This window comes from Pseudomonas sp. P5_A12, from assembly GCF_056400685.1.
In genome coordinates, this window is sequence record NZ_JBFUKU010000040.1 from 1 (window position 1) to 17,285 (window position 17,285).

17 protein-coding genes are annotated in these 17,285 nt (G+C 59.1%); 15 read left to right on the top strand and 2 right to left on the bottom strand.

Annotated elements, in window-relative coordinates; translation table 11 throughout:
• Positions 1-37 precede the first annotated feature (37 nt).
• The gene (gene rne / locus AC1DSG_RS08485) at positions 38-3,241 is read right to left on the bottom strand and encodes a ribonuclease E (RefSeq protein ID WP_477790480.1); all 3,204 of its coding nucleotides are present in this window, start codon (positions 3,239-3,241) and stop codon (positions 38-40) included.
• A gap of 699 nt (positions 3,242-3,940) precedes the next feature.
• Here rne and rluC point away from each other — a divergent pair.
• Genes rluC through sppA form a run of 3 tightly spaced genes read left to right on the top strand, consistent with a single transcriptional unit; the run spans position 3,941 to position 6,566 of the window.
• Positions 3,941-4,903 (top strand): 23S rRNA pseudouridine(955/2504/2580) synthase RluC, encoded by a 963-nt coding sequence (rluC, locus tag AC1DSG_RS08490; RefSeq protein ID WP_461955184.1) that lies wholly within the window; start codon positions 3,941-3,943, stop codon positions 4,901-4,903.
• Complete coding sequence (locus AC1DSG_RS08495) at positions 4,890-5,552, top strand: HAD-IA family hydrolase (RefSeq protein WP_477790481.1); 663 nt, start codon at positions 4,890-4,892, stop codon at positions 5,550-5,552. The genes rluC and AC1DSG_RS08495 overlap by 14 nt, the downstream gene beginning before the upstream one ends.
• Before the next feature lie 24 nt (positions 5,553-5,576).
• Positions 5,577-6,566: a signal peptide peptidase SppA gene (gene sppA / locus AC1DSG_RS08500; RefSeq protein WP_477790482.1), complete on the top strand. Its 990-nt coding sequence runs from the start codon at positions 5,577-5,579 to the stop codon at positions 6,564-6,566.
• A gap of 48 nt (positions 6,567-6,614) precedes the next feature.
• Here sppA and AC1DSG_RS08505 read toward each other — a convergent pair whose 3' ends face one another.
• The gene (locus tag AC1DSG_RS08505) at positions 6,615-7,193 is read right to left on the bottom strand and encodes a Maf family protein (protein WP_477790483.1); all 579 of its coding nucleotides are present in this window, start codon (positions 7,191-7,193) and stop codon (positions 6,615-6,617) included.
• Positions 7,194-7,299: 106 nt separating this feature from the next.
• On the opposite strand from AC1DSG_RS08505, the gene AC1DSG_RS08510 reads away from it, so the two are divergent.
• The 12 genes from AC1DSG_RS08510 (at position 7,300) to AC1DSG_RS08565 (ending at position 17,228) form a co-directional block, all read left to right on the top strand.
• Entirely contained in the window at positions 7,300-7,827 is a 528-nt protein-coding gene (locus AC1DSG_RS08510; protein ID WP_004371317.1) for a YceD family protein, read from the top strand.
• Positions 7,828-7,840: 13 nt separating this feature from the next.
• On the top strand, positions 7,841-8,023 hold the full coding sequence (gene rpmF, locus AC1DSG_RS08515) for a 50S ribosomal protein L32 (protein ID WP_003179396.1): 183 nt from the start codon (positions 7,841-7,843) through the stop codon (positions 8,021-8,023).
• 4 nt (positions 8,024-8,027) lie between these two features.
• A complete protein-coding gene (gene plsX / locus AC1DSG_RS08520; RefSeq protein WP_477790484.1) occupies positions 8,028-9,038 on the top strand; it encodes a phosphate acyltransferase PlsX in 1,011 nt (336 codons plus the stop codon).
• Between the two features lie 124 nt (positions 9,039-9,162).
• Positions 9,163-10,101, top strand: coding sequence for an ACP S-malonyltransferase (gene fabD, locus AC1DSG_RS08525; protein WP_477790485.1), 939 nt, complete (start codon positions 9,163-9,165; stop codon positions 10,099-10,101).
• 16 nt (positions 10,102-10,117) lie between these two features.
• Entirely contained in the window at positions 10,118-10,861 is a 744-nt protein-coding gene (fabG, locus tag AC1DSG_RS08530) for a 3-oxoacyl-ACP reductase FabG (RefSeq protein WP_477790486.1), read from the top strand.
• A 191-nt stretch (positions 10,862-11,052) separates the two neighbouring features.
• Positions 11,053-11,289, top strand: coding sequence for an acyl carrier protein (gene acpP / locus AC1DSG_RS08535; RefSeq protein ID WP_003442511.1), 237 nt, complete (start codon positions 11,053-11,055; stop codon positions 11,287-11,289).
• A 111-nt stretch (positions 11,290-11,400) separates the two neighbouring features.
• Entirely contained in the window at positions 11,401-12,645 is a 1,245-nt protein-coding gene (gene fabF, locus AC1DSG_RS08540; RefSeq protein WP_477790487.1) for a beta-ketoacyl-ACP synthase II, read from the top strand.
• Complete coding sequence (gene pabC, locus AC1DSG_RS08545) at positions 12,645-13,460, top strand: aminodeoxychorismate lyase (protein WP_477790488.1); 816 nt, start codon at positions 12,645-12,647, stop codon at positions 13,458-13,460. Before fabF ends, pabC begins: the two co-directional genes overlap by 1 nt.
• Positions 13,461-13,463: 3 nt before the next feature.
• Positions 13,464-14,717, top strand: coding sequence for an endolytic transglycosylase MltG (gene mltG, locus AC1DSG_RS08550; RefSeq protein WP_477790489.1), 1,254 nt, complete (start codon positions 13,464-13,466; stop codon positions 14,715-14,717).
• A 19-nt stretch (positions 14,718-14,736) separates the two neighbouring features.
• Positions 14,737-15,369 carry a dTMP kinase gene (tmk, locus tag AC1DSG_RS08555; RefSeq protein WP_477790490.1) on the top strand — a complete coding sequence of 211 codons (633 nt, stop codon included), beginning with the start codon at positions 14,737-14,739 and terminating at the stop codon, positions 15,367-15,369.
• The gene (locus tag AC1DSG_RS08560) at positions 15,362-16,348 is read left to right on the top strand and encodes a DNA polymerase III subunit delta' (protein ID WP_477790491.1); all 987 of its coding nucleotides are present in this window, start codon (positions 15,362-15,364) and stop codon (positions 16,346-16,348) included. The genes tmk and AC1DSG_RS08560 overlap by 8 nt, the downstream gene beginning before the upstream one ends.
• 94 nt (positions 16,349-16,442) lie before the next feature.
• Complete coding sequence (locus tag AC1DSG_RS08565) at positions 16,443-17,228, top strand: TatD family hydrolase (RefSeq protein WP_477790492.1); 786 nt, start codon at positions 16,443-16,445, stop codon at positions 17,226-17,228.
• Positions 17,229-17,285 lie beyond the last annotated feature (57 nt).

Genomic DNA, 17,285 nt, shown 5'->3' on the forward strand with positions numbered 1-17,285 from the left:
GGGATTACCAGACGGGGCTTTTTAATGGCCTGGGGAATTAGACGAGTGGTTTAGGCTCGTGTTCTTTTTCCTGGGCTTGTTCGTGTTGCTCTACGGCTTCCTGAACGGAGCGTGGTGCTTCTTCGATGACCGCTTCGGCAGGCGCCGCTTCGACCACTTCAGCTGCAACCGGAGCCGCAGCGGCAGCCTGTTCGGCTTCCTTCTGCAGACGCTCTTCTTCACGCTTGCGACGACGCACTTCACGTGGGTCGTTCGGCGCACGGCCGCTTGGCGTCAGGGCGCTGACCGGGGCAGCTTCAACGACCGGTTCCGCCACTTCGGCAACCACTGGAGCCGGCGCTTCAACGACTGGAGCAGGTTCGGCTGCCACAACCACTGGTTCGGAAACCATGGCTTCAGCCACCGGGGCTTCAACGACTGGCGCTGGCGCTTCGACGGCTGTCTCGGCAACCCAGTTGAACGCGGTTTGTTCTTCACGAACTTCGCGGACAGCTTCGGTCACGGTTTCAGTGACGGTTTCGGCAACCGGCTCAGCAGCAACTACTGGTTCGGCGGCTGGTTCAGCGACGGTAGCAGGCTCGGCGGCAGCTTCAACAACAGGCTGTGCTTCACGAACCGGAGCCACTTCGATTTCCGGAGCGGCAGTCGCTTCGACCGGAGTCGTTGCTTCAACCACTGGCGCTTCAACCGGAGCAGGTTCCTGAGCAGCAGCAGTGGCGCGTTCGGCTTGCTCGTGGGCTTGTGCTTCAGCCGGTGCGCTGATCACGGTGCTGGCAACGGCTGCGGTCACAGCCAGGCCGGCGGCCAGATCAGAAGTGCTTGGAGCTTCGTTGCTTTCGCCAGCTTCGTTACCTTCGGATTCTTCCGAACCTTCGATCACGTTGCCGTTGGCATCACGCTGACGCTCGCGACGGTTGCTGCGACGACGCTGACCACGGGAGCGGCGGCGTGGACGATCGCCTTCGGCGCCTTCCTGACCGTCTTCCTGCAGTTGCTCTTCGTTTGCTGTCAGCTCTTCTTCAGCGACGGCGGCAACGGCTTGTTCTGCACGTGGCTGACGTTCTTCACGCGGTGGGCGTGGAGCGCGTTCTTCACGTGGCTGGCGAGCCGGACGCTCTTCAGCGGTAGCAGTAGCAGTAGCGGCAGCGGCAGCAGCGGCCGGAGCGGCATCCAGAGGCTCGCGCAGTTCACGAACCGGACGCTCTTCACGCTCGCCACGTGGCTTGCGGTCTTCGCGTGGAACGCGCGGTGCACGTTCTTCACGAGGTGCGCGTGGTGCGCGCTCTTCACGTGGAGCGCGTTCTTCACGGGCTACGGCCGGGGTTTCTTCGCGGGCTTCACGTGGCTCACGGGGTGCGCGCTCTTCACGTGGTGCACGTTCCTCACGAGGCTTGCGTTCTTCATCGCGGCGACCATTACGGTTGCGGCTCTGCTGACGACCGTTGCGGCGCTCTTCGTTACGGGCCGGGCGCTCGGTGGTCGCTGGTTTTTCAACCACAACCGGAGCAGCAGGCTCTTCCTTGATTGCGAACAGGCTGACCAGCGACTTCACCAGGCCTTTGAACAGGCTTGGTTCTGGCACGGCAACCGGTGCAACTACCGGTGCGGCAGCGACGACTTCGGTCGGAACCGGAGCGTTGGCACGGGCCGGAGCGGTCTTGACCGCGGCTTCCTGACGAACCAGCGTGCGGGTCGCAGCGGCTGGCTGGACTTCTTCGACTTCGGCAGCGGCAGCAGCGATTTCGTAGCTGGACTGATTGATGCTGGCTTCCGGGCTGTCATCGCGCAGACGCTGAACTTCGAAGTGCGGCGTTTCGAGGTGATCGTTCGGCAGAATGACGATGCGGGCGCGGGTGCGCAGTTCGATCTTGGTGATCGAGTTGCGTTTTTCGTTGAGCAGGAACGCAGCAACCGGGATCGGCACTTGTGCGCGAACTTCGGCGGTGCGGTCTTTCAGGGCTTCTTCTTCGATCAGGCGCAGGATCGCCAGCGACAGCGATTCAACATCACGGATGATGCCAGTGCCGTTGCAACGCGGGCAAACGATGCCGCTGCTTTCGCCCAGGGATGGACGCAAGCGCTGACGGGACATTTCCAGCAGGCCGAAGCGCGAGATGCGACCGACTTGCACGCGAGCGCGGTCGGCTTCCAGGCATTCGCGGACTTTCTCTTCCACGGCGCGCTGGTTCTTGGCAGGGGTCATGTCGATGAAGTCGATGACGATCAGGCCGCCGATGTCGCGCAAACGCAACTGACGGGCGATTTCTTCGGCGGCTTCAAGGTTGGTCTGCAGAGCGGTTTCTTCGATGTCGCTGCCTTTGGTGGCGCGCGCCGAGTTGATGTCGATGGACACCAGGGCTTCGGTCGGATCGATAACGATGGAGCCGCCGGAAGGCAGTTCGACTACGCGCTGGAAAGCGGTCTCGATCTGGCTTTCGATCTGGAAACGGTTGAACAGCGGAACGCTGTCTTCGTACAGTTTGATCTTGCTGGCGTACTGCGGCATCACCTGGCGGATGAAGGTCAGGGCTTCGTCCTGGGCTTCAACGCTGTCGATCAGCACTTCGCCGATGTCCTGGCGCAGGTAATCGCGGATGGCGCGGATGATCACGTTGCTTTCCTGGTAGATCAGGAACGGCGCGGAACGATCCAGGGAAGCTTCTTTGATGGCGGTCCAGAGTTGCAGCAGGTAATCGAGGTCCCACTGCATTTCTTCGCTGCTGCGGCCCAGGCCGGCAGTGCGCACGATCAGACCCATGTCGGCCGGGGCAACCAGACCGTTCAGGGCTTCACGCAGTTCGTTGCGTTCTTCACCTTCGATACGACGGGAAATACCGCCGGCACGCGGGTTGTTCGGCATCAGAACGAGGTAACGACCGGCCAGGCTGATGAAGGTGGTCAGGGCAGCGCCCTTGTTGCCACGTTCTTCTTTTTCGACCTGAACGATGACTTCCTGGCCTTCGCTCAGGACGTCTTTGATATTGACGCGGCCTTCGGGGGCTTTCTTGAAGTATTCGCGGGAGATTTCTTTGAGGGGCAGGAAGCCGTGGCGCTCGGAGCCGAAATCGACAAAGGCAGCCTCAAGGCTTGGTTCGATGCGAGTAATCCGGCCTTTATAGATGTTGGCCTTCTTCTGCTCGCGTGCACCGGATTCGATGTCCAGGTCGTAGAGGCGTTGGCCATCTACCAGTGCAACACGCAACTCTTCGGGTTGAGTTGCGTTAATCAGCATTCTTTTCATGTAGTACCGTCGGTTTCCGGGCTGCCGGAAACGGCGTTCGGCACACACGACTTCTCACGGTCGGTGTCAGGTGCGTCAGGAGTGGTTGGCCACTCCAGTGTCTAGCGAACCCCGACCAATTGGGCCGGTGTCGCGACGTACGCGTCCTGCTTGCTGTGGCTACTTAAGCACTCAGTCAGGAGGAGGAATCAACCAGCGGCTGTGGACGAGATGAAGCGTCTTGATAAAGCCTATTGCTACACAGTCCGGCGGTTGTGCATCTCCACCCTACACGTATCCCTGATAATTCGGGTGCTGCCGCGCGCAGAATCCGCAGCGGGTTGGCATTTACCGTGAGCTCCGAAGGGGGAGGTCACGCATCATGGCTAATTTAGGCGTTGTTTCCGAAGCGTTCGCCCAGGGTCRTTCGTGGCTGACTGCACTTTGTGAACTGGCCGTGAATATTTGTTCGCAAGGCGAGTGAAAACTCTGCTTTGCGGCATGATTCAGGCCTCATGTCACCTGCGCTTGTTACAGCTGCAAACTCCACCGTTACGTAGCGAAAGCCCCGTAGGACGGCCTCGCGTCCTGGTGAATTGCGTTGGTCAGGGCCGGTTTTTGACCGTTGGTCCGCTGTCCAGCCGCTTTTGGCGGCGTTCGCGACTATAGCAGCAATGATTAAGTGCTTCAATTCCATAAAAAATTGTTATCATCCGCGCCATGACGACTACAGCCCCTTCGACCCCAGCCGTACAACTGCTGGAGGTCTCGCCGGAATATGCCGGCCAACGTATTGATAACTTCCTTCTCGCTCGGCTTAAAGGCGTGCCCAAGACCCTGATTTACCGCATTTTGCGCAAAGGCGAAGTGCGAGTGAACAAAGGTCGGATCAAGCCCGAATACAAGCTGCAGGCGGGCGATATCGTGCGCGTGCCGCCGGTTCGTGTGCCTGAACGTGACGAGCCGGTGCCACTGGCTCAGGGCCTGCTTCAGCGCCTCGAAGCCTCGATTGTTTTTGAAGACAAAGCGCTGATCGTGATCAACAAGCCCTGCGGCATTGCGGTTCATGGCGGCAGCGGCTTGACTTACGGTGTGATCGAAGCCTTCCGCCAGTTGCGTCCTGATTGCAAGGAACTCGAACTGGTTCACCGTCTCGACCGTGATACCTCAGGCCTGCTGATGATCGCCAAGAAGCGCAGCATGCTGCGACATTTGCACACGGCATTGCGCGGCGATGGCGTCGATAAGCGCTATATGGCGCTGGTCCGCGGTAACTGGGCTGCCTCGATCAAGCAAGTTCGTGCGTCGCTGGGCAAGAGCAATCTGCGCTCCGGCGAGCGCATGGTCGAGGTCGACGAGGAGGAGGGCAAGGAGTCCGTGACCGTGTTCAAGGTGCTGCGTCGTTTCGGCGACTTTGCCACCCTGATCGAAGCCAAGCCGATCACTGGCCGGACTCACCAGATCCGTGTCCATACCCTGCACGCCGGGCATTGCATCGCCGGCGATACCAAGTATGGCGACGAAGGTTTCAGCAAGGAAATCCGCGACCTGGGCGGCAAGCGCCTGTTCCTCCACGCTTACATGCTGACCGTGCCGCTGCCTGATGGTGGCGAGCTGAAATTGCAGGCGCCTGTGGACGAGATGTGGGCCAAGACCGTGGAGCGATTGAGTGCGCCACTCTGATTACAAACTGCTGATTTTCGATTGGGACGGCACGTTGGCCGACTCCATTGGTCGGATTGTCGAGGCGATGCATGTCGCGTCCGAACGCTCCGGATTTGCGTTGTGTGATGACTTTGCGGTCAAGGGCATTATCGGCCTGGGTTTGCCAGAGGCGATTCGCACCCTGTATCCCGAGATTGGCGATACCGAATTGGTCGCCTTTCGTCAGCACTATGCGGATCACTACATCGCCTCCGAAGCCGTGCCTTCGCCGCTGTTTGAGGGCGTAATCGAGTCGATGGAGGCGTTCCGTGCCGAGGGGTATCATTTGGCTGTGGCGACGGGCAAGGCGCGTCGCGGGCTGGATCGGGTGCTGAAGTCCCACGGTTGGGGAGATTATTTCGATATCACCCGCGCCGCTGACGAAACCGCGAGCAAGCCGCATCCGCTGATGCTTGAGCAGATTCTCGCTCATTGCGAGGTTCGTCCCGAGCAGGCGTTGATGGTCGGCGACTCCTCCTTCGACCTGCAGATGGCGCGCAACGCCGGCATGGACTCGGTGGCGGTCAGCTACGGCGCGCAATCGATCGAGGCGCTGAAGCTGTTTGAGCCGGCCTTGACCATTGATCGTTTTTCAGAATTGCATGCCTGGCTGGGTCAGCGGGTTTAATAGATTTTTGCTGGGGTAGGTGTAATGACCGACGAATGGAAAGCGCCCGCCAAGGCGAGCGCAGAGAGCGGTGACGAAAAAAGCTGGAAGCTGCTGGAAAAAACCCTGCTGGCCAGTGTGCAGGAGCAACGCCGGTCGCGTCGCTGGGGGATTTTCTTCAAGCTGCTGACTTTCGTGTACCTGTTTGTCGCACTGATCCTGTTCACGCCGCTGATGGACCTGGAAAAGAGTGCGACCAGCAGCTCCAACTACACAGCATTGATCGACGTGACGGGCATGATTGCCGACAAGGAGCCGGCCAGCGCTGACAACATCGTCGGCAGTCTGCGTGCCGCTTTCGAGGATGAGAAAGTCAAAGGCGTCATCCTGCGCATCAACAGCCCGGGCGGCAGTCCGGTGCAGTCGGGTTACGTGTATGACGAGATCGTCCGTCTGCGCGGCCTGCATCCGGATACCAAGGTGTATGCGGTGATTTCGGATCTGGGGGCTTCTGGTGCTTATTACATTGCCAGTGCGGCGGATCAGATCTACGCCGACAAGGCGAGCCTGGTGGGTTCCATTGGTGTGACGGCAGCCGGCTACGGCTTTGTCGGCACCATGGAGAAGCTGGGTGTCGAGCGTCGCACCTACAACTCGGGTGAGCACAAATCGTTCCTCGATCCGTTCCAGCCGCAGAAGCCTGAGGAAACTCAATTCTGGCAGGGCGTGCTGGACACAACGCATCAGCAGTTCATCAACAGCGTCAAGAAGGGGCGCGGCGACCGCCTCAAGGACAAAGAACATCCTGAGCTGTTCTCTGGTCTGGTCTGGAATGGTGAGCAGGCGCTACCGCTTGGTCTGATTGACGGTCTGGGCAATGCCAGTTCGGTAGCGCGCGACGTGATTGGTGAGAAAGAACTGGTGGACTTCACCGTTCAGGAATCGCCGTTCGATCGCTTCTCGAAAAAGCTCGGTGCCAGCGTGGCGGAGCAGTTGGCGATGTGGATGGGCTTTCATGGTCCGTCGATGCGCTGATCCCGTGGCTGCATAAAGAAACCGGCCTTCGTGGCCGGTTTTTTGTGCTCAGGGGATTTGCACGCCTTCGGCCAGCAGCATGTCTATCAGGCGGATCAGTGGCAGGCCGATCAGGCTGGTGGCGTCAGGGCCTTCGGTGCTTTGAAACAGGCTCACCCCCAACCCTTCGGCCTTGAAGCTGCCTGCGCAGTCGTAGGGCTGCTCGGCGCGCAGGTAGCGTTCGATGCGTGCCTGATCGAGTGCGCGCATGTGGACGGTGAACGGCACGCAATCAACCTGGCAATCGCCAGTCTGGCTGTTGAGCAGTGCCAGTCCGGTGAGGAAGGTCACACTGGCACCGCTGGCGGCCAGCAATTGTTCGCGGGCCTTTTCGAAGGTGTGGGGTTTGCCGATAATCCTGTCGCCGAGTGCCGCGACTTGGTCGGAGCCGATGATCAGATGGGCGGTATGGCTGCCCGCAAGTGCCAGGGCTTTTTCTTTGGCGAGGCGTTTGACCAGTTCGATGGCCGGCTCACCCGGTCGATGGCTTTCGTCGATATCCGGCGAGCTACAGGTGAACGGCAGCTGCAACCGGGCCAGCAATTCCCTGCGATACACTGAGCTTGAAGCAAGTAATAATGGCAGCATGCGCAACTCCAAAAGTCAGGCGTGAATTCTAGCGGAGGCTTGCAAGTGACGGACAGGGCTGAATTTCCTTTGACATGGCTGGGGGCATCCCTATAATGCTGCGCCTATGTTGAATGACCCGATTCCACCTCACGTTGACCCGCGCAAATTGGCTGATCGTGGCACCACCCTTCAAGGTGAATTGCTGCTGGCCGATTTGGAGAGACTCTGCGACCCGCTTTCCGACACTGTCGGTACGGTGCAGGCTAAATTCGTTTTTGAACGAGATGAACGTAAATCTGTGGTCATCCACAGCTTTATCGACACCGAGGTCAAAATGGTTTGCCAGCGTTGTCTTGAGCTGGTCACCCTGCCGATCCATAGCGAATGCAGTTATGCTGTGGTGAAGGAGGGTGCGAATACCCAGTCGTTGCCGAAAGGTTATGACGTGCTGGAACTGGGCGAAGATCCTTTGGATCTGCAGTCACTGATCGAGGAGGAGCTTCTGCTCGCCTTGCCCATTGTGCCTGCTCATCATCCGGAAGAATGCCAGCAGCCGGCGGGTCTCGATGAGCCCGAACCGAGCGAGGACGAGGTAACGCGGTCCAACCCGTTCAGTGTATTGGCGCAGTTAAAGCGTGACCCAAACGTTTAGGAGTTAATCAATTATGGCTGTTCAGCAGAACAAAAAATCCCGCTCCGCCCGTGACATGCGCCGTTCGCACGACGCTCTCGAGGCAAGCACCCTGTCTGTAGAAAAAACCACCGGTGAAGTTCACCTGCGTCACCACGTATCGCCAGAAGGCGTATACCGTGGCCGTAAAGTGATCGACAAGGGCGCTGACGAGTAATCACTTGTCCGCTCAAGTCATCGCGATTGACGCAATGGGCGGGGACTTCGGTCCCCGCAGCATTGTTCAGGCCAGCATCGCTTGCCTGTCTGCTACGCCCTCGCTGCACCTGACCCTCGTCGGTCAACCCTCCCTTCTTGAAGAATTGCTTTCCGGCCAATCGGCTGTGGATCGCTCGCGCCTGTCGATTGCGCCTGCGTCCGAAGTCATCACCATGGACGAAAAGCCTGCACAGGCCTTGCGCGGCAAGCCCGACTCGTCGATGCGTGTGGCGCTGGAATTATTGCGAGACGGCAAGGTTCAGGCCTGTGTCAGTGCCGGCAATACCGGTGCGCTGATGGCGTTGTCGCGGTTTGTGCTCAAGACCTTGCCGGGCATTGATCGTCCGGCAATGGTAGCGGCGATTCCGACGCAAAAGGGCTACTGCCAGTTACTCGATCTGGGCGCCAACGTCGATTGCAGTGCCGAGCACTTGTTGCAGTTCGCAATCATGGGTTCGGTGGCGGCGGAGACGCTTGGCATTGCTCGCCCGCGCGTAGCGCTGCTGAACATCGGTACCGAAGACATCAAGGGCAATCAGCAGGTCAAGCTGGCGGCCACCTTGTTGCAGGCTGCTCGGGGTATCAATTACATCGGATTTGTCGAAGGTGACGGTTTGTACCGTGGCGAGGCGGATGTGGTGGTGTGCGACGGCTTTGTCGGCAATATCCTGCTCAAGTCCAGCGAGGGGCTGGCGACCATGATTGCCGGACGCATCGAAGCCTTGTTCAAGAAAAACCTTGCGTCGAAAATGGTCGGCGCTCTGGCGTTGCCGCTGATGAAGCGTCTTCAAGCCGAGCTCGCACCTGCACGGCATAACGGTGCCAGCTTCCTTGGTTTGCAAGGGATTGTGGTGAAAAGCCACGGTTCGGCCGGGGTTCAGGGGTTTCAAAGCGCCATTTCCCGTGCGTTGATCGAAATTCAGGAAAATCTGCCGGAGCGGATTCACGGTCGTCTGGAGGATTTGTTGCTTTAGGCATTTTCGTCGGACAATGCTTAAATGTGACCGCTTGGGCCAATTGGCTATCCAACTGTCAGTTTCTTGCGTCCCCACTTGGGACATCAATTCTCCGACGACAAGATCATTAGGGGCTTGTTACATGTCTGCTTCCCTCGCATTCGTCTTTCCAGGACAGGGTTCGCAGTCCCTCGGCATGCTGGCCGAGTTGGGCGCGCAACATCCGGTTGTCCTCGAAACATTCAAAGAAGCTTCCGATGCTCTGGGTTACGACCTGTGGGCACTGACCCAGCAAGGGCCGGAAGAGCAACTCAATCAAACCGATAAAACCCAGCCGGCCATTCTGACCGCCTCGATCGCCCTGTGGCGTCTGTGGCTGGCTGAAGGCGGCGCGCGCCCGGCTTACGTTGCCGGTCATAGCCTGGGCGAGTACAGCGCTCTGGTTGCTGCGGGTAGTCTGAGCCTGGGCGACGCGGTCAAGCTGGTAGAGCGCCGTGGTCAGTTGATGCAGGAAGCCGTTCCGGCCGGGCAGGGTGGCATGGCCGCCATTCTCGGTCTGGATGATGCCGACGTGCTGGCAGCCTGTGCCGAAGCGGCACAAGGTGAAGTGGTCAGTGCGGTGAACTTCAACTCCCCGGGCCAGGTGGTGATCGCCGGTGCCAAGGCAGCGGTCGAGCGCGCCATCGAAGGCTGCAAGGCCCGTGGTGCCAAGCGCGCCATGCCATTGCCGGTCAGCGTGCCGTCGCACTGCGAGCTGATGCGCCCGGCGGCCGAGCGTTTTGCCGAGTCCATTGCTGCAATCGACTGGCAAGCGCCGCAGATTCCTGTTGTGCAGAACGTCAGCGCCAATGTGCCGGCCGATCTGGACACCCTCAAGCGTGATCTGCTTGAACAGCTCTACAAGCCTGTGCGTTGGGTTGAATCGGTCCAGGCGCTGGCCGCCAAGGGCGCGACCCAGCTGGTCGAATGCGGCCCCGGCAAAGTGCTGGCCGGCCTGAACAAACGCTGCGCCGAAGGCGTGTCGACATCCAACCTCAATACCCCAGACGCTTTCGCTGCCGCCCGTGCAGCGCTGGCCTGAATCAGGAGAAGCTTGCATGAGTCTGCAAGGTAAAGTTGCATTGGTCACCGGCGCGAGCCGCGGTATCGGCCAGGCTATTGCCCTGGAGCTGGGTCGTCAGGGTGCCATCGTGATTGGCACCGCGACCACCGCTTCCGGTGCCGAGCGCATCGCCGCAACCCTGAAAGAAAACGGTATTCAAGGCACTGGTCTTGAGCTCAATGTCACCAGCGACGAATCCGTAGCTGCAGTACTGGCGAGCATCACTGCACAGTTCGGTGCGCCGGCGATCCTGGTCAACAATGCCGGTATCACCCGCGATAACCTGATGATGCGCATGAAAGACGACGAGTGGCATGACGTTGTCGATACTAACCTGAACAGTCTGTTCCGCCTGTCCAAGGGCGTATTGCGCGGTATGACCAAAGCCCGTTGGGGACGAATTATCAGTATTGGCTCGGTTGTGGGTGCCATGGGCAACGCAGGCCAAGTAAACTACGCTGCCGCCAAGGCCGGTCTGGAAGGTTTCAGTCGTGCACTGGCGCGTGAAGTCGGTTCGCGTTCGATTACGGTAAACTCGGTGGCCCCTGGGTTCATCGACACCGATATGACCCGTGAACTGCCCGAGGCGCAGCGTGAAGCCTTGCAGACGCAGATTCCGCTGGGCCGTCTGGGGCAAGCTCAAGAGATCGCGTCTGTGGTCGCTTTTCTTGCGTCCGACGGTGCGGCTTACGTTACTGGGGCTACAATCCCGGTGAACGGCGGGATGTACATGAGTTAAATGTGACGGATCGCTTCAAAAAAATGTCATACGAGCTGTCTAAAATCCGTTATAAAGCTGCAATCTATTTATAGGCAGAGGGCTGTCGGGTTTGAGGAGTGAAGCTTTCAGTTGAAAAGCTGAAAAGTCTTTCTATACACTTACCCACTGGCCAGCTGCCTGAATTTGTCCATTAGGAGTGAAAACAAGGTATGAGCACCATCGAAGAGCGCGTCAAGAAAATCGTTGCTGAGCAACTGGGCGTTAAAGAAGAAGAAGTGGTCAACACTGCTTCCTTCGTTGAAGACCTGGGTGCCGACTCCCTTGACACCGTTGAGCTGGTGATGGCTCTGGAAGAGGAATTCGAGACCGAAATCCCTGACGAAGAAGCCGAGAAGATCACTACTGTACAAGCCGCAATCGATTACGTTACTAACCACCAGGCTTAATAGCTTGTAATCGTTGCTTGCTGTCATGGAAAAACCGCACTGCCATCACGGCGTGCGGTTTTTTCTTTAGGCATGATGCAAAGTCGTCATTTGAAAAAAAAGGAGAGTGCTGTGTCGCGTAGACGCGTCGTAGTCACCGGTATGGGTATGTTGTCGCCACTGGGCACTGATGTGCCGAGCAGTTGGCAGGGCATTCTGGCTGGCCGCAGTGGCATTGGTCTGATCGAACACACCGACCTTTCTGCCTATTCCACCCGTTTTGGCGGCTCGGTAAAGGGCTTCAATGTCGAGGAATACCTGTCGGTCAAGGAAGCTCGCAAGCTCGACCTGTTTATTCAGTACGGTCTGGCCGCAGGTTTTCAGGCCGTACGCAACGCCGGTCTGGAAGTCACTGACGCCAACCGCGAGCGAATCGGCGTGGCCATGGGTTCGGGTATTGGCGGTCTGACCAATATCGAAGAAACCAGCCGTACCCTGCATGATACCGGCCCACGGCGGATCTCTCCGTTTTTCGTGCCTGGCTCGATCATCAATATGATTTCCGGTTTCCTGTCCATACACCTGGGTGTACAGGGACCTAACTATGCCATCGCCACCGCATGTACCACTGGTACTCACTGCATTGGCATGGCTGCCCGCAACATCATGTACRACGAAGCCGACGTGATGATTGCCGGTGGCGCCGAGATGGCCGCGTGTGGTCTGGGCATGGGCGGTTTTGGTGCCGCCCGCGCGCTGTCGACCCGCAACGATGAACCGACCCGTGCCAGCCGTCCTTGGGATAAGGGCCGTGATGGCTTCGTCTTGTCCGACGGTGCCGGTGCTCTGGTGCTCGAAGAACTGGAGCACGCCAAGGCGCGCGGTGCGACCATCTACGCCGAGCTGATCGGCTTCGGCACCAGTGGCGATGCTTACCACATGACCTCGCCACCGGCGGACGGTGCTGGTGCTGCTCGTTGCATCACCAACGCCCTGCGCGATGCCAAGGTCAACGTTGATCAGGTTCAATACATCAACGCCCACGGAACCTCGACTTCAGCCGGCGACCTCGCGGAAGCCTGTGCGATCAAATCGGTGTTCGGCGACCACGCTTACAAGCTGGCTGTCAGTTCGACCAAGTCCATGACCGGCCACTTGCTGGGCGCAGCGGGCGCAGTCGAGGCAATCTTCAGTGTGCTGGCGATCAACGGCCAGGTAGCGCCACCGACCATCAACCTTGATGAGCCGGACGAAGGGTGCGACCTCGACTTTGTGCCGCACACAGCGCGCAACATGGACATCGATGTGGTGCTGTCCAACTCGTTCGGTTTTGGCGGAACGAACGGCTCACTGGTGTTCCGCCGGTTCGCTGACTGATGGACAGCTGGGTCGACGGTCAGCCGGCTGACGCTTTGTCGCTGAAAGATCGCGGCCTGGCTTACGGCGATGGTCTGTTCGAGACCATTGCCGTGTGTGGCGGGCAGCCATTGTTGCTGGATCGGCATCTGTCGCGTCTGGCGCAAGGCTGCTCACGCCTGGCGATCACTGTTGATCACGAGCTGATCCGCAGCGAACTGTTGGCTTACGCCGCAGCGCTCGGTGAGGGTGTGCTCAAGCTCATTCTCACGCGCGGCGACGGTTTGCGCGGTTATGCCCCTGATCCTTCGGCGCAGGCCCGACGCATTCTGCAAGGCAGTCTTCACCCTGCTTATCCAGCTGCACATGCCGAGCTGGGCATTCGATTATTCCCTTGTACTACTCGGCTTTCCAATCAACCGTTGCTCGCCGGGCTCAAACACCTGAACCRTCTGGAGCAAGTGATTGCCCGTGCCGAATGGCAGGACACCGAACATGCTGAAGGTTTGATGCTCGATCAGACCGGCCGCGTAATCGAAGGCGTATTCAGCAATCTGTTCCTGGTGCGCGATGGGGTGCTGATCACCGCCGATTTAAAACGCTGTGGCGTGGCCGGGGTGATGCGTGACGAATTATTGTTTCAAGCCGAGTCACTGGGAATTCCCACGCAAATCACCGACATCAGCCTCGATCAGCTGCAATGGGCTGATGAGGTCTTCGTCTGCAACAGCGTGTATGGCGTTTGGCCGGTGTGCGCCTATGCTGCGTTGAGCTGGCCGGTTGGGCCGCTCACCCGTAAACTCCAAACCATTGCCTGCGCGCTACTGGATGCTTGATACGTGAGACGTAAATTCTTGCTGCTGCTGGAAACCGGATTGGTTCTGGCGGGGCTGTGTCTGGGCGCTTCTGCCTGGAAAATTCATTCGGCGCTGGAACAACCGCTGAATATCACCCAGGAAGAACTTCTGGAAGTGCCCAAGGGCACGACACCAACCCGCACCTTCTATCGACTCGAAGCCAAAGGCGTCATCAAGGATGCGTTCTGGCTGCGCGTTTACTGGCGCTTCAATCTACCCAAGCAACCGTTGCACAGCGGCGAGTACCGCATGGTCCCGGGCATGACGGTTGAGGGGCTGATCGAGCTGTGGAAGCGTGGCGAAATGGTTCAATACAGCCTGACCCTGGTCGAAGGCTGGAATTTCCGTCAGGTTCGCGCAGCCCTGGCCAAAGACGAAAAGCTTGAGCAGACCCTCGACGGGTTGAGCGACAGTCAGGTGATGGAGAAAATCGGTCATCGCGGGATCTTTCCGGAAGGACGTTTCTTCCCTGATACCTATCGGTTTGTGCGCGGCATGACCGATGTCGATCTGCTGAAAAAAGCCTATGATCGCCTCGACGAAGTGCTCGCCAAAGAGTGGGACAGGCGCGCTGCTGACGTGCCGTACACCGAGCCTTATCAGGCGCTGATCATGGCCTCGCTGGTGGAAAAGGAAACCGGCGTGCCGCAGGAGCGCGGGCAGATTGCTGGCGTCTTCGTTCGACGCATGGCGATCGGCATGTTGCTGCAGACCGACCCGACGGTGATCTACGGGCTTGGAGATCGCTACAGCGGTAGATTGACCCGCGCTCACCTCCGGGAAGCCACCCCGTATAACACTTATATGATATCGGGCCTGCCGCCGACGCCGATTGCCATGGTCGGTCGCGAAGCCATCCATGCTGCATTGAACCCGGTCGCGGGCACCAGCCTGTATTTCGTCGCGCGCGGCGATGGTAGCCATGTGTTCTCCGATGATCTGGATGCCCATAACAACGCGGTGCGCGAATTCCAGATCAGGCGTCGTGCCGATTATCGTTCCAGCCCTGCGCCGATCTCTGCATCAGAAGCGGTGAATGGCGAAACGCTGGATACTGAGGCGCCGATTCCGGCGGCTTCGCCGGATCCCGATCCCGAGGCTTTGCCATCCGTGGCGCCGCAAGAACCGGCTCCTGAACCGACTCCTGCGCCGACACCTGAAGCGGCTCCTGCACCGACGCCTGAACCTGCACCTGAGCCCGCGCCGGATGCGGTCGCTCCGCAAGGCCCGCAATAATTCTGACTAAGGACTGCCCGTGACTGGCTTGTTTATTACCCTGGAAGGCCCGGAAGGTGCCGGCAAAAGCACCAATCGCGAATACCTGGCCCAGCGCCTGCGCGCTGCCGGTATCGAAGTGGTACTGACCCGCGAGCCGGGCGGTACGCCGTTGGCCGAGCGGATTCGCGACGTGCTGCTGGCGCCGGCTGATGAAGTCATGAACCCCGACACCGAACTGTTGCTGGTGTTCGCCGCGCGCGCCCAACATCTGGCCGAGGTGATTCGCCCAGCGCTGGCCCGTGGTGCGGTGGTCTTGTGTGATCGCTTTACGGATTCGACCTATGCCTATCAGGGCGGCGGTCGCGGGTTGTCGCTGGAACGCATCGCGACCCTGGAGAAATTCGTCCAGGGCGATCTGCGTCCAGACTTGACGCTGATCTTCGACCTGCCGGTGGAAGTGGGTCTGGCCCGTGCCAGCGCTCGCGGTCGACTGGACCGGTTCGAACTCGAAGGCCGAACTTTTTTTGATGCGGTGCGCGGTGCATTTCTCAAACGCGCTGAAGCGGACCCGGCGCGATATGTCCTGGTTGATGCGGCCCGGCCGCTGGTACAGGTTCAGCAGTCTCTGGATGTTCTGTTGCCGCGTCTGTTGGAGTTGACACGTGGCTGAAGCCTATCCGTGGCAGGACAGTCTCTGGCGGCAGCTGGCCGGTCGTAAGCAACACGCTCACGCCTACCTGCTGCATGGCCCTGCCGGGATCGGCAAGCGCGCGCTGGCCGAACGGTTGATGGCCAGTCTGTTGTGCCAGCGCCCGACCGCGCAGGACGCGTGCGGTGAATGCAAATCCTGCCTGTTGCTCAAGGCAGGCAGCCATCCCGACAATTACGTCCTGGAACCGGAAGAAGCCGACAAGGCTATCAAAGTCGATCAGGTGCGCGAGCTGGTCAGCTTTGTGGTGCAGACCTCGCAGATGGGCGGGCGCAAAGTGGTGTTGATCGAGCCGGTCGAGTCAATGAACGTGAATGCCGCCAACGCTTTGCTCAAAAGCCTTGAAGAGCCGTCGGGCGATACCGTTTTGCTGTTGGTCAGCCACCAGACCAGTCGTCTGTTGCCGACCATCAAAAGCCGCTGTGTGCAGCAGGCCTGTCCGTTGCCGAGCGAGGCGATGAGCCTTGCGTGGCTGGCCAAAGCTTTGCCGGACAGTTCGGAAGCAGAGCGTATCGAACTGCTGACGCTGGCCGCCGGTTCTCCGCTGGGCGCGGTCAAATTGCAGAATCAGGGTGTGCGCGAACAGAGAGCGCTGGTAGTCGATGGCGTGAAGAAGTTGCTCAAGCAACAGCAATCGCCGACACAATTGGCCGAGGAATGGAAAACCATTCCGCAGTTGCTGCTGTTCGACTGGTTCTGCGATTGGTCGAGCCTGATCCTGCGCTATCAGTTGACCCAGGATGAAGAAGGTCTTGGATTGACGGACATGCGTAAGGTAATTCAGTACCTGGCGCAGAAAACCGCTCAGGATAAAGTTCTGACTATCCAGGACTGGATCCTCGCCCAGCGTCAAAAGGTGATGAGCAAAGCCAATCTCAATCCAGCGCTGTTGCTGGAAGCGCTGCTGGTGCAATGGGCGTCCTTGCCTGCCCAGAAGTGACCGTCTGCACCTAGACTCTGTGTATCTGCACCCACCTGGTCGGAGCCCTCACGTCCGACCGTCCCACTCATACGATGTAAGTTGCAGCCCTTTTATGCTCGTAGATTCCCATTGTCATCTTGATCGCCTCGACCTCGCCGCCCACGACGGCTCTCTGGATGCTGCACTCGAAGCGGCCCGTCAGCGCGGAGTAGGGCACTTCCTGTGCATCGGCGTCAGTGTCGACAACGCCGCCGACGTCAAAGCCTTGGCCGAACGTTATGATGACGTTGACTGTTCAGTCGGCGTGCATCCGCTGGATGTGCAACCGGGAGCTGCACCCGCGCTGGATTGGCTGTTGCGCGAGCTCAATCACCCCCGTGTGGTCGCGATTGGTGAAACCGGTCTGGATTATCACTACGAACCGGAAGCAGCCGAGTTGCAGCAGGAGTCGTTTCGCCTGCACCTGCAAGCGGCCCAACAAACCAGCAAGCCAGTCATCATCCACACCCGTGGCGCCCGCGCCGACACGCTGAGCTTGTTGCGTGAAGCGGCACTGCCACAGGCCGGCGTACTGCATTGCTTTACCGAAGACTGGGACATGGCCAAGGCTGCCTTGGACATGGGCTATTACATTTCCTTGTCCGGTATTGTCACTTTCCGCAATGCCGATGCACTGCGTGATGTGGCCAGCAAGGTGCCGGCCGACCRTTTGCTGGTGGAAACCGATTCGCCGTACCTTGCGCCGATCCCGTATCGCGGCAAGCCGAATCTGCCGCAGTACGTGCGTGAAGTGGCGGAGTTTCTGTCAATGTTGCGAGGTGAGCCTTACGAGCGATTTGCCGAGCAGACCACCGAGAACTTCAAGCGGCTGTTCCCGCTGGCGCATGTGAAAGGTTAAATCGCAGGCAAAAAAAACCCGGGTTCTGGGGGGTGAATCCGGGTTAAGACCATTAGG